This is a genomic window from Candidatus Amarolinea dominans, assembly GCF_016704685.1.
Lineage (GTDB): Bacteria > Chloroflexota > Anaerolineae > SSC4 > Amarolineaceae > Amarolinea > Amarolinea dominans.
The window spans coordinates 121916-138824 of record NZ_JADIZS010000010.1 but is presented as its reverse complement, the minus strand read 5'-3'; the positions used below and the strand labels follow the sequence as shown (position 1 = coordinate 138824).

Annotated in this window: 12 protein-coding genes; 8 read left to right on the top strand and 4 right to left on the bottom strand. The window is 64.3% G+C overall.

Features of this window, described 5'->3' with window-relative positions; genetic code table 11:
- Positions 1 to 77 precede the first annotated feature (77 nt).
- The 8 genes from IPF85_RS08250 to IPF85_RS08215 all read left to right on the top strand — a co-directional run bounded on the left by IPF85_RS08250 (position 78) and on the right by IPF85_RS08215 (position 12643).
- Complete coding sequence (locus IPF85_RS08250) at positions 78 to 1772, top strand: protein kinase (protein ID WP_343407592.1); 1695 nt, start codon at positions 78 to 80, stop codon at positions 1770 to 1772.
- The gene (locus IPF85_RS08245; RefSeq protein WP_343407591.1) at positions 1721 to 2125 is read left to right on the top strand and encodes a hypothetical protein; all 405 of its coding nucleotides are present in this window, start codon (positions 1721 to 1723) and stop codon (positions 2123 to 2125) included. Before IPF85_RS08250 ends, IPF85_RS08245 begins: the two co-directional genes overlap by 52 nt.
- Positions 2126 to 2695: 570 nt before the next feature.
- The gene (locus tag IPF85_RS08240; RefSeq protein ID WP_343407590.1) at positions 2696 to 4024 is read left to right on the top strand and encodes an O-antigen ligase family protein; all 1329 of its coding nucleotides are present in this window, start codon (positions 2696 to 2698) and stop codon (positions 4022 to 4024) included.
- On the top strand, positions 4021 to 6816 hold the full coding sequence (locus IPF85_RS08235) for a protein kinase (protein ID WP_343407589.1): 2796 nt from the start codon (positions 4021 to 4023) through the stop codon (positions 6814 to 6816). The genes IPF85_RS08240 and IPF85_RS08235 overlap by 4 nt, the downstream gene beginning before the upstream one ends.
- 10 nt (positions 6817 to 6826) lie before the next feature.
- Positions 6827 to 9157, top strand: coding sequence for an SUMF1/EgtB/PvdO family nonheme iron enzyme (locus tag IPF85_RS08230; RefSeq protein ID WP_343407588.1), 2331 nt, complete (start codon positions 6827 to 6829; stop codon positions 9155 to 9157).
- 7 nt (positions 9158 to 9164) lie between these two features.
- Positions 9165 to 10556, top strand: coding sequence for a hypothetical protein (locus tag IPF85_RS08225; protein ID WP_343407587.1), 1392 nt, complete (start codon positions 9165 to 9167; stop codon positions 10554 to 10556).
- 9 nt (positions 10557 to 10565) lie between these two features.
- On the top strand, positions 10566 to 12287 hold the full coding sequence (locus IPF85_RS08220; protein WP_343407586.1) for an acyl-CoA reductase: 1722 nt from the start codon (positions 10566 to 10568) through the stop codon (positions 12285 to 12287).
- Positions 12288 to 12337: 50 nt separating this feature from the next.
- A complete protein-coding gene (locus IPF85_RS08215) occupies positions 12338 to 12643 on the top strand; it encodes a hypothetical protein (RefSeq protein WP_343407585.1) in 306 nt (101 codons plus the stop codon).
- A 25-nt stretch (positions 12644 to 12668) separates the two neighbouring features.
- On the opposite strand, the gene IPF85_RS08210 is transcribed toward IPF85_RS08215, so the two are convergent.
- The 4 genes from IPF85_RS08210 to IPF85_RS08195 form a co-directional block, all read right to left on the bottom strand.
- Positions 12669 to 14075, bottom strand: coding sequence for a hypothetical protein (locus IPF85_RS08210; RefSeq protein ID WP_343407584.1), 1407 nt, complete (start codon positions 14073 to 14075; stop codon positions 12669 to 12671).
- 348 nt (positions 14076 to 14423) lie between these two features.
- Entirely contained in the window at positions 14424 to 14639 is a 216-nt protein-coding gene (locus IPF85_RS08205; protein ID WP_343407583.1) for a hypothetical protein, read from the bottom strand.
- An 87-nt stretch (positions 14640 to 14726) separates the two neighbouring features.
- Positions 14727 to 15575, bottom strand: coding sequence for a hypothetical protein (locus tag IPF85_RS08200; RefSeq protein ID WP_343407582.1), 849 nt, complete (start codon positions 15573 to 15575; stop codon positions 14727 to 14729).
- 473 nt (positions 15576 to 16048) lie between these two features.
- Entirely contained in the window at positions 16049 to 16852 is an 804-nt protein-coding gene (locus tag IPF85_RS08195) for a hypothetical protein (protein ID WP_343407581.1), read from the bottom strand.
- Between the last annotated feature and the right edge of the window lie 57 nt (positions 16853 to 16909).

Genomic DNA, 16909 nt, shown 5'->3' with positions numbered 1-16909 from the left:
TAATACGCAAACTGCAGCGCGCTTGCGCAGACGGTAAATTCCTTTTATCATCTCTTTTCATAAGAAAGGCCCACCCCATGGCGACATCACTGGTTGGCAGACGCCTCGGTAAGTACGAAATTCAAGCGGAAATCGGTCGCGGTGGTATGGGTGTTGTCTACCGCGGCTATGACCCCGCGCTGCAGCGCGTCGTGGCCGTCAAGGTCCTGCCGCCGCAACTGGCCATGGACCCCGACTTCGTGCGCCGCTTTCATCGCGAAGCCGTCATGGCCGCACAGCTCAAACACCCCAACATTGTCACCATTCACGATGTGGGCGAGCACGAGGACTTCCACTTCATTGTCATGGAGTACCTCGAAGGGTCCCCGCTCGACCGCTGGCTGACCAGCGGCCTCCTGGGTGTGGATCAGGTCAATCGCGTGGTACGCCAGGTGGCCGACGCCCTCGACTTTGCCCACAAACGCGGGGTCGTCCATCGCGACATCAAACCGTCCAACATCATGGTGTCCAACGATGGTCATGTCACCCTGATGGACTTTGGCCTGGTGCGCGCCACCGAAGGCACCGTGCTGACGATGAGCGGCGCGGTCATGGGCACGCCGGAGTACATGGCCCCCGAACAAGCCCAGGGTCAACCTACCGATCATCGGGCCGACATCTACGCCTTCGGTATCGTGATCTATCGCCTGCTCGTAGGCCGCTTGCCCTTCGAACGCACCACCGCCCCTGCCCTGATCCACGCGCATGTCTACGAAGCGCCGCCGCCCCTGCGCCAACTACGGCCTGATCTGTCCAGGGTCGTGGAAGCCGTGGTGCTCAAGGCGATTGCCAAACAGCCGACCGATCGCTATCAAAGCGCAGGGCAGTTGGCGCGCGAGTTCGAAGCGGCTATCGGCGGTAAGGCCGACGCAGGGCTGGCAGCGCCCGTCGCACCCCCTGTCGCCGGCGGCAGCGGACGCGCATCCACCCCGCCTGGCGCCAGCCGTCCTCCCACCCCGTCCGGCTCCACGACCGCGCGTCCGCGGCCACGCACAGCACCGCCCGCCGCCCGCCAACCTGCCAGCAAGATACCGATCCTGATCGGCCTGCTGCTGCTGCTCCTCGTGGCAGCCGTTGGCGGCGCGTGGCTGATCACGCGGCCCCCCGAAACTCCAACCGCCACGCCTGCACCGACCGTCGTAGTGAAAACAGGCGACGAGGTCACGCCAGCGCCATCGCCGACCCCGGCGCCAACCTCTACACCGACAACGGCGCCGACAGCCACGAGTACGCAGGTGATCGTGGTCGTCGCGTCGCCAACGCCGACCCGGTCCGTCGTCACAGCCACCAAAGCGCCCACAGCGACGGCCACCCCCACGGTCGTGCCCACGGCCACGCCCGCGCCCACGGCCACCCGGCCTGTGGCCACCCCCACCAAAGCGCCCACGCGCCCGCGCCGCCCGCACGGTCCGGCCTGGTCCTCGATTTCGAGCAGGATCAAACCTGGCGCCGGGGCGATGAACCCTACGGCGCCTTTACCCGTTCCACCGAGCAGGCCAAACTCGGCGCCAGCAGCGGCAAGCTGGCCTATGACTTCGCGGCCGTCACCAACAACTACGTCGTCTTCGAGCTGCGGCCGGCCAAGGCCCTGTCCGGCAACCCCACCGGGCTTACCGCCTGGGTCTTCGGCGACGGCTCCGGACATTTTCTCAATGTTTGGATCAAGGACAAGGCCAGCGAGGTGCGCGCCTACTCCTTCGGCCAGATCTACCACCAGGGCTGGCAGCAGATGACCGCCTGGTTCAACGATCAGGCGCCCTGGCCGGCCGGCCACATCAGCGGCCCGGACAACCAGGTGCTCGACTATCCCGTCAGTTTCTTTCAGTTCGCCCTCGATGGCGTGCCCGACGGTTCCGCCAGCCGCGGCGCCATCTACCTGGACGAGGTCTTCATCACCAACGCGCCGATTCCAATCGGGCCGACGCCGACGCCGCCCAATGTCAATCCGGTCCCGACGATCTCCGGTTCCGCACAGCTCACCTTCGCCCCGGGCCGCGACGCGCTGGCCGCCGCCGGCAGCCTCCTGAGCCTGGGCCTGCTGCTCGGCTTTGCCCTGCTCGGCGCCTGGCCCACCCGCCGGCGCTGACGCCGTCCAGTGCGTAGGTCACGCCTCCGGCGTGACAACGCCCTCGGCGACAAATCACGCTTTGGCGCGCCTCAATCCGTGTCAATTCGTGCAATTCGTGGCAAAATCCGGCGCGGCGCGGGATTGACCGCGGCTCACAGATGCGGTATGATTGTCGGTGCATGGTCTCCCATGCATCCTGTCTGCATGTGCCATTGACGAAGCAAAGGTAGTCGCATGTACTTGATGTACGTAGATGAGAGCGGTGATTGTGGATTGACGAATAGCCCAACTCTTGAGCAGAACCCCGCAAACGCAAAGGACGCCAAAGGCGCAAGACGCCCGTGAATGAATTCACGGTCTGATACACCGAAACCTGCTGAAGCAGGTTGGTGTTGGGTGTGACGGCTGAATTCGTGAAACTCGCGGAGAACGAATTCACGGGCTGAACCACCAGAACCTGTCACGACCGGTTCCCACCACCGCAACCCGCTTGAGCGGGTTTGACGTATCAGACACCGAATTCATTCGGTGGCGTCCGCAACGCGAATCCAATTCGTGTCAATTCGTGAAATTCGTGGCAGGGCATGAATGAATTCAGAAGGATCATCCGTATACCCCATCTCTCACCTCCTCGGCCCGCCGCTGATCCGCCTGACCGGCCTGCTGGCGGTCGTCCTCCTGCCCCTCTGGTTCAACCCGTGGGCCGATGTCGCGTTCGAGCCGGCCAAGATCGCCCTGTTTCTGCTCCTCGTCCTCCTCGCGGGCAGCATTGCCCTGCCCACCTGGCTGCGTAAACCGGACGCGCTGGCCGCGCCGCCGCGGGCGCTCCGGCGCTGGCTCAGCGCCTACCTCGCCATCATCGCCGCGGCCACCTTCGCCTCGGTTGACCCGCCGGCCAGCCTGTGGGGCACCCCCAACAACCTGCACGGCGCGCTGGTTCTGGCCGCCGGCCCGCTCTTTGCCCTCCTCCTGCTGTTGTCCTGGCGCACCCTCGCTGCGCGGCAACGCCAGGTGACCGCGCTGATCCTCGGCAGCGTGCCCGTGGCCCTCTACGGCCTGATCCAAGCCCTGGGCCTTGATCCTCTGCCCTGGACCACCGACGCCATTTCGCCGGTACTCTCCACGCTCGGACGCTCCAACTTTCTCGGCGCCTACCTGGCGCTGATCATTCCCTTCACCCTGGCCCGCCTGTGGGAACCGCTGCCATCCGGCCTGACGCTGGCGGCGGCCCGCTGGCGCTACGGGGTCGTGTTGGCGCTTCAAGTGACCTGCCTCCTGTTGACCCAAGCCCGCGGCGCCTGGCTGGGCGCGACGGTCGCCGTGGCAGCCTGCCTGGGGCTGCTGGCCTACCGCTGGCGCGATCGGCGCCTGGCCCTGGCTGCCCTGCTGGTCTGCCTGCTGGGCGGCGCCTGGCTGCTGCTGATGAACCGGGTCAGCCTGGTTCGGCAGCCAACGGCGGCATCGGCCTCAGCGCCCTTTGTCGAATTGCGGCTGGCTTCCACCGCCACGCGGCTGCTCATCTGGCGTACAAGCGCCGGTCTGATCGGCCCGCGCTGGCTCCTGGGCTATGGGCCGGCGACCTTCACCCCGGTTTTCAAGCCCAACTCCCCGGCAGAATTGACATCTTGGCAAGATTCGGCTATTGTAACTGACCCGCACAACCTGGTGCTGGATCAATGGCTGACGCTTGGGCTGGCTGGGCTGCTGGCCCTGGTCGCCACGGTCGTCACCTTCTACCGCCTGACCTGGCGTGGACTGCTGAGCACGGCTGACCGCCCGGCGCATGCGCGCAGCGCCGCGGCCCTGGCGGCCGTCACCGGCTTCTTGGTCCAGGCGCAGTTCAACCCGAACGTAATCGTCACGCTTGCCATTTTTTGGATCGCTATGATGTTGGGAGTTGCAGAGGGACATTCATGAGTTCATCCCTGATTGGAAAACGGCTTGGCCGCTATGAAATTCGCAGTGAAATTGGCCGCGGCGGCATGGGCATGGTCTTCGAAGCCTTCGACGCCCTGCTGCAGCGGACTGTGGCCATCAAGGTGCTGCCGCCGCAGTTTGCCTTCGATGAAGACTTCGTGCGCCGCTTCCATCGCGAGGGCGTGATGTCGGCTCAATTGCACCATGTCAATGTGGTCACCATTCACGACGTGGGCGAACATGACGGTTTTCACTACCTGGTGATGGAATTTCTCGAGGGCAAAACGCTCGATCAGTGGCTCAAGGATCACGGCACCATGCCGCTGGGCCAGGCTGTGCCGGTCCTGCGCCAGATTGCCAGCGCCCTCGATTTTGCCCACAGCCGCGGCATGATCCATCGCGACATCAAGCCTTCCAACATCATGCTTACGGCGGAGGGGCACGCCACGCTGATGGACTTTGGCCTGGTGCGCGCGGCCGAAGGCGCCATGCTCACCCGCACCGGCATGGTGGTGGGCACGCCCGAATATATGGCGCCCGAACAGGCCACCGGCGCCGAGGTAGATGCGCGTACCGATGTCTACGCGCTGGGAGTGGTTCTCTACCGCATGTTGAGCGGAAAGCTCCCCTTTACGCGCTCAACGCCCTACGCCGTCACCTATGCGCACATCCATGAGCCGCCGCCGCCCTTGCGCCAAACCCGCGCTGACTTGCCGCCCCGCCTGGAGGCCATTCTGCTCAAGGCGCTGGCCAAAGACCCGGCCGCGCGCTATCAACGCGCCGGGCATCTGGCCGACGATTTTGCCGCAGCCGTGGCGGAGCTGCCGGCCGCTGTCCGTACCACCGTGCCCACCGCGGCGGTGACAAGGGTCGCACAGCCAGCGGCAGAAGTTCATGCGGCGCAGACTCTCATTGGCGGCGCGCCGACCCTCCGCATGGACAGCGAGCCTCCGGTGGCCGCGCCTGCGTCATCAGCCGCGCCTGCGGTCGCAACCACGCGAGCGGGCGCGACGCGGCTGCCGCTCATCATCGGCGCCGTGGCCCTGCTGGCCGTCCTGGGCATCGTCGGCGCGCTGCTGGCAAGCAACCGTGGCTCCGCGTCCGCGCCCACGGCAACCCCACAGGTGCTTGTCGTGGTTTCGCCATCCCCGCTCGCGACCACTCTTATCGTCGAAACTCCGCCGCCGGCCACGGTGACGGCGACGGTTGCCACCGCCACGCTGGCGCCCACCGCGACGGCCGCGCCGCTGCCGTCGGATACGCCCACCGCGGCGGCGACAGACACGCCCACGAATACGCCTGCGCCCACCGCCACGCCAGCGAACACGCCCACGCCCCGCCCGGCGGTCACGGTGGCCCCGCTTGCCCCTGGCGTGGTGCTTGATTTCGAGCGCGATGTCGCCTGGCGTCGCGGTCAGCAGCCCTATGGCACGCTGACGCGCTCAGCCGAGCAGGTCAAAGCGGATAAGTCGGCCGCCAAATTGGCCTACGATTTTGCCGCGGTGGCCGACAATTATGTCGTCTTCGAAGCGCGGCCGGCCTTGAGCCTGCCCGGCAGTCCCACCGGCCTGACCGCGTGGGTCTACGGCGAGGGCGCCGGTCATTTTCTGAACGTTTGGATCAAGGACAAGGCGGGCGAGGTGCGCGCCTACACCTTCGGCCAGATCAAACATCAGGGCTGGCAACAGCTCACGGCCTGGTTCGATGATCGCGCGCCCTGGCCGGTGGGCCACATCAGCGGCACGGACAACCAGGCCCTGGACTATCCCGTCAGCCTCTTTGCCCTGGTGCTCGACGGTGTGCCGGACAAGCAGGCCAGCCGCGGCGCCATCTATCTGGATGATGTGCGCGTCACGACGGCGCCCATTGCCGCCGCATCGGTCACGCCCGGCGCCGGTGCATCCACGTCCACCCCTGCCCCGTCCGGCAGCACAGCCACACCGAGCGGCGGCGGCAGCCCAGCCGGCCTGAGCGGTCGCATTGCCTACGCCACCTGGAACGGCAGCAGCATGGACACGGTGCTCTACAACGTCAGCAATGACAGTCGGGGTACGATCATCGGCAACATGCGCCAGCCCGATTTCAACGTCAACGGCGAATTGGTGGGCAACGGCGATGGCGGCGGCGCCGATAACCTGGTGCGCACCGACCGCAATGGCGGCGGCAAACGCCTGATCAGCGAACACCCCGAAGATATGCACCCGCACTGGTCGCCGTCCGGCATCAGCGTGATCTTCGACTCCAGCGCGCAGGGCGACGGGCGCTATCGGCTCTATTTTCAAGAGGATGCCGGCGCCCGCCGTGAGACGCCGCCGCTCAAGATCGGCGCCCAGGAGTTGTTCGGACGTTACCCGGTCATCCTGGAAAGCTGGCGCGTGGCTTTCAACGGTTGTGACAACTGGGCCGGCGGCCGCACCTGCGGCATCATGACGATTGACACCAGCGGCAATAATCCCGGCGTCGCGACCGATCAGCCGGGCGACATACCAACCGACAACCGCGGCTCTCAGATTCTGTTCATGTCGAACCGTGATGGCAATTGGGAGGTCTACCGCGTGGGTGAAGACGGCGGCGGACTACAACGACTCACCAATAACCCCGCCAATGATGGTTTGGCAACCGCTTCCCCAGACGGCAACTTCATCGCCTTCGTCTCCAACCGGGATGGCGGCTGGGCGGTCTTCGTCATGCGCGCGGACGGCAGCGAGCAGCGCAAGCTGTTCGACCTGAACGGCGGCTACGGCAGCGGTGATTGGGACTGGACCCAGGAACGCTTGAGCTGGGGGCCTTGAGGAGAAAAACATGGCAGACCCATTGATTGGGCAGCAGATCGGCAAGTATCAGATTCAGAGTGAGCTGGGGCGTGGCGGCATGGGGGTGGTTTACCGCGCCTACGACCCTGACCTGCGGCGAACGGTGGCGATCAAGATTCTCGCGCCCCAGTTGGCAGCCGACGAAGACTTCGTCAAACGCTTCCAGCAAGAAGCGATCATGTCTGCCAATTTGCACCATCCGCACGTGATTACCATTTACGATGTGGGCGCGACCGGCGACCTGCATTATCTCATCATGCAGTACCTGGAAGGCGCCACGCTGGAGCACTGGGTGCGTAAGAATGGCCCGATGCCCCTGGCACAGACCGCGGACGTGGTACAACAGGTTTCGCAGGCGCTCGATTACGCGCATGACCAGGGCATCGTCCACCGCGATATCAAGCCGGCCAATATCATGCTCAGCCCCAGCGGGCAGATCACGCTGATGGACTTTGGCCTGGTGCGGGCCGGAGCCGGCACCGGGTTGACGCGCACAGGCATCGTGATGGGGACGCCAGAGTACATGGCGCCCGAACAGGCCCAGGATGGCGACATTGATCGTCGCACCGATCTCTACTCGCTGGGCGTGGTCATCTACAAGCTGTTGACGGGGCGCGTGCCGTTTGCGCGCACCACGCCCGTGGCTACCATCTTTGCCCATGTCCATGAAGCCCCGCCGCCCATTTGCCAGGTCAAGGCTGACCTGCCGCAACCGATCGAGGCGGTGGTGAGCAAGGTGCTGGCCAAGGACCCGGCCGATCGTTACCAACGCGCCGGCGAATTGGCACGCGATTTTGTCATCGCCAGCCAGGGACACACGCCGCCCGGACTAAGCACACAGGCAGCCGCGCCGCCGCCGGAAAGGACGATCGTAGCAGACGCCATCGCGCCATCCCCGCGCAAATCGGCGCCGGCCGCAAAATCGGCCGCGTCGCAGCCTGCGGCGCGACCCGCAACGCCGGCCAGTCAGCCTTTCCCGCTGCCGTTGGTGGCCGGGCTGGCAGTCCTGCTCGTGGTGGTGATTGCCGGCCTGGGCATCGCGCTCAGCGGTTCCGGCGGGCGCCAGCCCCCCACGGCCACAACCGTGGCCCAAGGCAGCACGCCGGCCACCGGCGCCACGGTTCCAGCGGCTGCCACCACCGCCGCACCAGTCGCAGCGCCGGGCAGCGACACGCCCGCGCCATCACCGACGCCGACGGTGTCGCCGTCACCGACGCCCACACCCGCGCCAGAGTTGCGCATCATGGGCGCGGCGGTCAATGTGCGCAGCGGGCCGGACATGGCCTACCCCATCCTGGCGCGCTTGCGCAAAGGCGAAAAGCTCACAATCACCGGGCGTTACGCGGCTAATGAAACCGGCGCCTGGTGGCAATTCATGTACAACCGCACCCCGGCCTGGATCGCCGCCTCGACGCTGATTACCACCACCGGCCTGGTGGAAACAGTGCCGGTCATCACCGAGACGCTCAAGCCCGAACTTGGCCCAGGCTCGGCGCGCATCAGTGCGCAGGACGGCATGATGCAGCTTTATGTGCCGGCCGGGCCTTTCTTGCGTGGCTCCACCGGCACCGACCTGGTGGCCGACGATAACGAGAAGCCGCAGAGCGTCCTGACGCTGTCTGCGTTCTGGGTGGATCGCACCGAGGTCACAAACGGCATGTTCAAGCAGTTTGTAGCGGCGGCCAAGTTCCAGACGACGGCCGAAAAAAACGGCCAGTCGCGCGTGTTCGATCCCACCAGTAAATGGAACCTGATCAAAGGCGCAAACTGGCAACACCCCTTTGGCCCGGACAGCACGATTGAGGGTCAGGACGATTATCCGGTGACGCACATCAGTTGGAACGATGCCGTGGCCTACTGCCGCTGGGCTGGCCGGCGTCTGCCGACCGAGGCCGAATGGGAAAAGGCCGCGCGCGGCCCGGATGGCCTGCTGTATCCCTGGGGCGACGAGCCGACGGCGGGTGATCTGGTCAACTTTGCCGATTCCAACCTGGATATCTACGGCGCCGAGCGCGGCGTGGATGACGGTTTTCAATTCGCAGCACCGGTTGGACACTATCCGGCAGGCGCCAGCCCCTACGATGCGCTCGACATGGCCGGCAATGTGCAGGAGTGGGTGTCTGATTGGTACGAGAAGGGCTATTATGCCAAAGCTCCGGAGGGCGATCCGCAAGGGCCAGCCACCGGCCAGGCGCGTGTCAGCCGCAGCGGTTCCTGGTGGACCACGGCCAAAGTCGTGCGCACCAGCTTCCGCAGCGCGTATGGCCCCACGGATGTCTATGCCATCTTCGGCTTCCGCTGCGTGGAGTCGGGCCAGTGAGCGCCCGATGACGACGCCCACAAGCCCGCGCGGCGATAGTAGCGAGTATGACGCCGTGGATCAACCATCACTCGCCAGCTTCTGGAGCCTGACGTCCGGCCAACGTGAAGCCGTCTTGCTCGACGGCATCCTGCAAACGCACGCCTGGCACTTTGCGCGCAACCGCGCCTACCAGCAAACGGTCGCCGCCCGCGGGGTGGGGCCATCCCTGGATGCCGGCGCGCTGGCGCGTGTGCTGCGGCCCACGTCACAGACCTTCAAGTCCTACATTGATCTGCTGGGAACACCGTTTCCGCAGGACCGCCCGCTCGAATTCCTGGGCTGGTTGGCGGATCAGCTCTCCATCGAACTACCGCGCGCGCGCTTCAGCCGCTTTCGCCCGCGCTACGGCTCGCTGGAGGCGCTCTTGCGTGCCATCGAAGCGATCTTCGCCGACCTGGGCCTGGAAATCCTGACCTCCAGCGGCACCTCCGGGCGAGCCACCATCCTGGTGCGCAACCAGCAGGCCCTGGCCCGCACCACCGAGAGTTTCTACCTGTCGTTTCAGCGCTACTTCGCAATGCAGGCCGATCACCGCGCCATCTTCATCATGCCGCGGCAAACCCGCATCGCGATGGCGCGCATGGCACAGTTCAGCACACAGGGCATCGGTCTCGCGCCCGAGCGGGTGCATTTCACGATCCCGTTTGCCGCCCAGCCCGACCAGGTGCGCATCCGCGCCGGCCGCACCTGGCGCAGCGGCTGGGCCGGCATGGTCGAACGCCGGCTGTGGAACCCGTTCATGCACTGGATGGGCGACCGCGTGGTCACCCCCAGGGCGGTGCAGAGCACGGTCAGCTTGCTCCGGCAGGCGTCGGCAGCCAGGGAAAAGGTGCTCTTGTTCGCCGGTTGGACGCACCTGCACGCAGTGGCATTGGACATCCTGCGCCAGGGAACGCCGCTGCGCCTGACGCCGGGCAGCCTGGTCGGTTCTGGCGGCGGCATGAAGGAACGCTACCCCCACACGCCGGCCGAGATCAGGGCGACCGTCGCGCAGGCAATGACTTCGGCCGATGGCGAGCCGGTCATGGTGCGCGACACCTACGGCATGGCGGAGGGCAATTGGGCGGCCATGCAGTGCCGGCACGGCAACTATCACCTGCCGCCCTGGATCCACGCAGCCACCGTGGATGCGAACGATGCGCTGCAGACGGGCGCGGACACCACCGGCCTGCTGGCCTTCTTCGATCCTTTCGGCGGCGGCGAGCTGTTCCCGGCCTTTTTCAAGACAGCCGATCGCGTGCATCTGCTACGCGGCGACGCATCGTGTTCATGCGGCGAGGCCGGCGCCTATCTCGCGCAAGGCTCCATTCAACGCGTAGATCTGCTGGACGAAGCCGGCTGCGCGGCGCAACTATAGGGGTAGGACATGGACGGTTTTTGGCTACCCGACGCTTTGCAGCAGCAGCCCGCCTTCGCGAACGTGGGCTACCGAACGCTTTCCTACCTGGACGGCCAACCCGCGGCGCCGGACGATCCGCGTGCGGTGACGGCCCGCTATCCCGATCTGCAGCCTTCTGACTGGCAGGCGCTCCTGGCCGGGCTGCGCGGCCAGCGAACGCGTGTCCCGACCGGGGCCGCGTACTGGGTGCGCCTGCAAACAGCCTTGCAAGTGGCCGGCCGCCGCCTGGCCGATCCGGCCGATCCTCTGCGCCGCGAGATTCTGACCGCGCTCCCCATCTACACCGGCTACTCAGAAGCGATGATCCGCATGACGCTGGCCGCGCTGGACATGATGGCGCTGGACCAACTGCCGGCCGCGTATGCCAGTTTGCCCACCTGGCAGGCTGCCGCCGCGTGGCAGCCTATCCCCGGCCTCCCCGGACGGTTGCGCTTCTATCCGGCCGCGACGCCTGGCTGGAACCTGGCGCGGTTTCTGCGCCGCCGCCAGGATGGTCCGCTCCCTGGCGAAGTGACTGCGCCTGAACTGGTGGTGGGCTACGGCGCGGGCAACGTGCCGGGCACCGCGCTGCTGATCACCTTCCTGGCGCAGGCCACGAGCCTGGCTGCGGACACGGCGCCGCCGGCCATCGTCATCCGCAATTCGCGCCAGGAACCGCTGTTCGGGCCGCTGGTTCTACGTGCACTGGCCGCGGTTGATCCTGACCTGCTGGCGAACGTCGCTCTGCTGATTTGGGACTTCGAGGATGAGCGCATCCAGGCGCTGCTGCTGGCCCAGGCAGACCTGATTGTAGCCGCGGCCGGCGATCAAACGATCACCGAGATTGGCCGGGCCGCGCGACACGCCGCGCCCGCGCAGCCGCCGCGGCTGCACGCGCACGGACACAAGGTCAGCTTTGCGGCCATCGGCCGCGAGATGCTGGCGCCGCAAGCCCGGCTGCCAGACGCGCCCGCGCTGCCGCTGCTGGATGTGGTTGCGCTGCTGGCGGCCCTGGATTCCATCTTCTGGGATCAGAACGGCTGCCTGTCCGCGCGCGTGCATTTCGTGGAAGTCGCAGACGCGGGCGTCACCGGCCAGGCGAGCCTTGCGCGCTACGCCGAACGCCTGACCGCGCACTGCCAGACCCTGGCGACGCTCCTGCCGCGCGGCGCCTGGCCCCGTCAGCCGCTGCACGATCGTTTCGATCGCTACAAGGCGCTGGAGGCCACGGGGCAGGTGCGGGTATGGTCAGGCTATGACGATGACTTTGTCGTTGTGGTGGACGAGCGCCCTTTGCCAGCGGACCGGCGGCAGGCGGCCGGCCAGTGGCTGAGCCAGGTCAACGGTTGTCAGGGCCGCGTGATCGTGGTGCGGCCGGTGGCAAACTTACTGGAAATCCCGGAGCGCTACCTGGCGCTCCTGCCGCCTGGCAACCTGCAGTCGCTGAGTGTGGCCGTTGGGCAGGCAGGGGTCGGGATAACCCCCGCGTTTCTGCATTTTGCCGAGGCCTGCGGCGCCCGCGGCGTCACCGCCATCCGCACCGTGGGGCGCGGCGCGTTTCCGCAACTGGCCTACTCCTGGGATGGTCTGCTCCCGCTCGACCTGGTGCGCACCCGCCCGCCCGGTCACTTCACCACCATCGAATTCGACGACCCACTCAGCGAAATCGCCGCCACCTGGCAACTCCTCCAACGCCTCGCGCCCCTGTAACGCAATCCGCCGGATTGCAGCGCCGCTTCCGCAACTGGCCTACTCCTGGGATGGCCTGCTCCCGCTCGACCTGGTGCGCACCCGCCCGCCCGGTCACTTCACCACCATCGAATTCGACGACCCACTCAGCGAAATCGCCGCCACCTGGCAACTCCTCCAACGCCTCGCGCCCCTGTAACGCAATCCGCCGGATTGCAGCGCCGCTTCCGCAACTGGCCTACTCCTGGGATGGCCTGCTCCCGCTCGACCTGGTGCGCACCCGCCCGCCCGGTCACTTCACCACCATCGAATTCGACGACCCACTCAGCGAAATCGCCGCCACCTGGCAACTCCTCCAACGCCTCGCGCCCCTGTAACGCAATCCGCCGGATTGCAGCGCCCCTACTTTCCCCACTCCCACGGCCGTGTGTTCTGGAAGATCCAGGCGGCGGTGTGAAACGCGGAAAGGCCCACCAGCGCCAGAGCGGCCTCCCAGCGCGCGCGTTCGTCGGGCAGGGCGCGGCCCAACAGCACGGCCGCCAGCGTCGTCAGCGGCAGGCTGCTCAGGCTGAACAGGTCCCAGTCACGCTGGCCGCCGTAGTCCGGGTTCCAGAGCAGAATGAAGAGCAGGCTGCCTGCAGCCGCGACCGCGAGAAAGCGCACGTAGGCAGAAAGTGACGGCGCCGCGGCAGTCAGGGGTCTCGCCAGGCAGAGCAGTACAACCGCCAGACTGACCGGCGCGCTGAGTAACTGCTGGTTGACGATGTCGAGCAGGTGTCCCCAGGAAAACATAGTGTAGTGCTCCCAGCGCGTGGCGGTGGTCCACAGGGGCACCAGCCAACGGCCGTCGCCGCCGCCGGGGCGATCGCTGCTGAGCAGCGCCTGCAGGCCGTGACCGCCGGCCTGCATTATGGCAATGACACCCAGGCCGATCAGCAGCAAGGGCGCGGCCGTCTGCAGCAGGGTTCGCGGCCAGCCGACGCGCCGGGCGCTGATCGCGGCCAGGACGAGGAGCGACGGCGCGAGGTTGAGTGTGGAGGGATGCAGGGCGTTAGCCAGGCCCAGGGCGGCGGCCGTGACCCACAGCGGGGTCTTGTTCGCCAGCGTGCGTGCGGCCAGCCAGAGATAGAGCATGATGGCGACGGCGGGCAGGGTGTAGTTTTCGACATAGCCGAAGAAGAGTTGCATCGTGCCCAGGCTGAGCAAGAGACCGGCCACGAGCAGGCGCTGACCGCGGCTGCGGCCCACTTCCCAGGCCAGTTGCAGCACCAGAAAGACGTAGACCGCGCCGGCCGCGACGCTGGTGATGGCGTAGGCGGGAAAGGCATCGGGCCACTGCCAAAGGCGCTGGCCGAGCGCCCACAGCTTCGCGTGCCAGAGGACGGTCAAGGGCGCCTGCCAGGTGTAGACCAGGCGCAGGGCCGGATCGGGATAGGGGATGGCGTTGGTGAGGATGTAGGCGTCGCCCCAGCGCGTGTGTACCAGGCGCAAGGCCCAGAAGAGCGGTATGGAGAGCAAGGCCAGGGCTGCAAACCAGCGCATGGGGGGTTGTGACGGCGGTGCAGTTTCTGTGGAGGCGACGCTGCGCGCAGCCTTCAGCAGGCGGTCGGTCAGCGCGGGGATGCAGAGCGCCGCCACCAGCAGCGCCAGCGTCCAGCGTACGGCCGGAGCGAAGAAAGTGATGGGCCAGAGGCCCCAGGCCGCGGCTTCGCCGAAGCGGGGCGCGGCCAGGTGCAAGATGAGAAGGACGAGAACCAGGCCGCGCAGCGACCAGAGCAAGCGCCTGGAAGGCGAAGTGTCAACCAACATGGGACGCATTGTACCGCGCCGCGGTCGGAGTGACAAAGCGGGCCAGGGGCGCGGCGCGTGACAGGTCGAAAAAAGAATCGAATCGAGAGGGCGAGCCAGGGAGCAGCTCGTCCTCTCGATCAGCGAAAAAACCCCGAGATCGGAAACCAAACCCACAGGCTGCAGACGAAGGATTGCAGCCCATTTCCTAGAGGCTCGATGCCATTCGTGGGCTGTTTCCCGGGCGGCAGGCAGGGGAAAACAGCCACGAATATCATCGCCCGCCCAGACGGGAGAGAGTCTGGGAGCAGAGGCCGGGAGCGGCCCTGCACGATCCCAGGGGGACAGTAGGCAAAAGCCAGAACAATGTCAGGGGCAGACAGTCATGGGGGCAGGCGTGACGGGGACATCCAGACGAGCGGCCATCTGCGCCACGAAGTGCAGTGACTGCGTCGGGCTATCGAACTGCCAGCGTTCGCCGCTCTGGACATGCTCGACCTCACTGTACCAGTGATCCGACGGCTGTTCCTGGTCATCACACCACAGGCGTACCACGAATGAGACGTATTTAGCCGCGGGAAACATGGTCTCCTCCTTATATGCAAGCCCAGCCGGAACAGCCAACAACCGCAATCAACGTTGCCACAAACTACTGTGCAGAACCGATCGTGACTAAGGCAACGTGCGCCATTCCAGCACAATCTCAGGGTCAACAACTGAAGAGTCAGATGTGTATCCCCAAACGATTCTGTTGCCGTAAATCACTGCGCCCAGAACAGCCGCTTTTTCACCTGGTGGTGGTGTAAGGGCAAGGAACATGCGTTTGTTCACCAAATCGTAGATATACAACGGCCTCCTGCGAGAAGCTATCCAATACAGCCACTGACCATCCAAGCGTGGATCTCCAGATTCTCCGCCTGGGGCGGCAATCACTTCTCGGCGCCCATCTCGTAGATCATAGACTACAGCCTCAAACCCTTGGCTATATCGTGGACCAGCTTTCCATATTGCCCATGGGTATGAGAACGCAGGCATACTACTTTTTCCGTCGGTTGTCAACGCGACACGTTGCCCGGTATCCAAATCGAACAGATAGATGTTATTACCTCTTCCCCGATTATCAGGTAAATCTTGTTCGACAACCAACTTGCCGCCTGAGAGCGCGGGGGCCACCCACATATAGTTAGTCTCGGCACAGATGCGGTCCAACTCGCGTTGCTCACCTGTGCGAAGATTGCGCAGTGCCAGTATCGTTTCCGTACACGCAGCCTGTTTGGATTGCTTTAGCTGTGTCCACACCACCCAATCACCGTCGGCTTCTATATCTGGCCCGGGCCACGAGTCCGCGTCTCCGGCTTCCTCAACAACAACCCGTTCATTCCCGTCTCTGAGATTCAATGCCCGCACGATCCAGGCCGCGTAGTCGTCTTCATGAGTATCAACAAAGATCAACCAGTCACCGCTGCGAATTGGTTTATAGGTTGCTATATCGCCATCATCGAAGTTCGTCGTCGCTACCATCTCGATAGGTCCGCCAGCAAAGGGATAGCGGAAAATATGACGCCGGTCGTCTGAACCTAAGACAAAGTACAGGTGGGTCTCATCGGGAACAAGCCAGGTTGCGCGTTGGGTTTGTGCCGGTAACCGGTGTAATAGCGCCGGCGTCAGAGTAGCCCAAGCCGTAGTGGGAGTAGGTGTAGGAGTCGGCTTCGAAGGTGATGTGGGGGTAAACGACGGCGTCGATGCAGATATGGTAGGAGTCTTGGTCCGCGACGAAGTGGCAGATACCGAGGGTATCGCTTGAACCAGGGTAGGCGTTGCTGTTGGTGTGAAAGTCAGTTCTCTGCCATGACTGATCTCGCCAGAAGTTTCATCTGACGGAGACATAAGGGGTGTTCGCGTCGCTTGGCAGGCGGTCAGCATTGATAGGCCAATCGCCAAGTTAAGCCAGACACTCGCTCTGACTCTTACAGGCAATACTCTGATCATCGGTGTTACCAGACCTGTGAATTGTTACGGCTGACGTGCTGCCACAACTGTTCCATAGGCATGCTCTGACGATAAGAGCCATAATAGCCTGCCGCCGTACCAGAGGTTTCCGTATAGTAAATGGTCGTGTTAGTCGCACCAGGCGCATTGTAGCCATAAATGGCTATCACATGCCGAACGTCTCGATTTCCCCAACCACTCATTATCTGTCCAGATGACGCACCTGTTCTTAGAGCAGTGACCATCGCGTAACCATTAATAATATCCATTTTTATGTAGTATCTCAGATAATTCTCGTTACCGGCGGCATCCAAGATATACCAGGTGGTACCCAAGCGTCTATTCAGAACGTCTCGAATGAATCGAGTATAAACGCCCCAGGTTGGGTCAATATATTCTTCTGCACCAATCACATCTATGTGGGGTATTTGTGAAGCATCCAGGCGCGCATCAAGCACAACCTGGGTCGCACCGGGACCGCAATAATTGCGGTGAGCAGAATCGTTAGGTTCAAGCCAGGTACCCACAATTACTATCCGATAATCAAGTACACCTTCAGTCACCGTTTCGAGATTTTCCACAAATTGTTTGGCCGTCTCGCTCTTGTTGGCTATCTCCAGTTGTTCTTCTGCTGATGGAACATAATTGGGGTCTGGTCCATTTCGCATTTGGGCATCGTCAACCTCGTCAAAATAACCCACATGGGGCGCCTTTTCATTCGGTTGTGCCTGCGTCTCACCAGCCGAAGAAAGTGCCAGGATAACTGCAAGCCCAATAATGGTAATTGCTCGTAGATACAACTTTGTCATTGAAACCTCCGCCTAATACTCACGCTTGATGGCGTCACAAACTATCATAAAGTATAA

What these genes read in the sequence shown, in the direction of transcription:
- IPF85_RS08235 (WP_343407589.1), top strand. Translation starts at nt 4,021, where the DNA reads ATGAGTTCATCCCTGATTGGAAAACGGCTTGGCCGCTATGAAATTCGC.
- IPF85_RS08210 (WP_343407584.1), bottom strand. Translation starts at nt 14,075, where the DNA reads ATGTTGGTTGACACTTCGCCTTCCAGGCGCTTGCTCTGGTCGCTGCGC.
- IPF85_RS08225 (WP_343407587.1), top strand. Translation starts at nt 9,165, where the DNA reads ATGACGACGCCCACAAGCCCGCGCGGCGATAGTAGCGAGTATGACGCC.
- IPF85_RS08230 (WP_343407588.1), top strand. Translation starts at nt 6,827, where the DNA reads ATGGCAGACCCATTGATTGGGCAGCAGATCGGCAAGTATCAGATTCAG.
- IPF85_RS08215 (WP_343407585.1), top strand. Translation starts at nt 12,338, where the DNA reads ATGGCCTGCTCCCGCTCGACCTGGTGCGCACCCGCCCGCCCGGTCACT.
- IPF85_RS08240 (WP_343407590.1), top strand. Translation starts at nt 2,696, where the DNA reads ATGAATTCAGAAGGATCATCCGTATACCCCATCTCTCACCTCCTCGGC.
- IPF85_RS08205 (WP_343407583.1), bottom strand. Translation starts at nt 14,639, where the DNA reads ATGTTTCCCGCGGCTAAATACGTCTCATTCGTGGTACGCCTGTGGTGT.
- IPF85_RS08250 (WP_343407592.1), top strand. Translation starts at nt 78, where the DNA reads ATGGCGACATCACTGGTTGGCAGACGCCTCGGTAAGTACGAAATTCAA.
- IPF85_RS08195 (WP_343407581.1), bottom strand. Translation starts at nt 16,852, where the DNA reads ATGACAAAGTTGTATCTACGAGCAATTACCATTATTGGGCTTGCAGTT.
- IPF85_RS08220 (WP_343407586.1), top strand. Translation starts at nt 10,566, where the DNA reads ATGGACGGTTTTTGGCTACCCGACGCTTTGCAGCAGCAGCCCGCCTTC.
- IPF85_RS08200 (WP_343407582.1), bottom strand. Translation starts at nt 15,575, where the DNA reads ATGGTAGCGACGACGAACTTCGATGATGGCGATATAGCAACCTATAAA.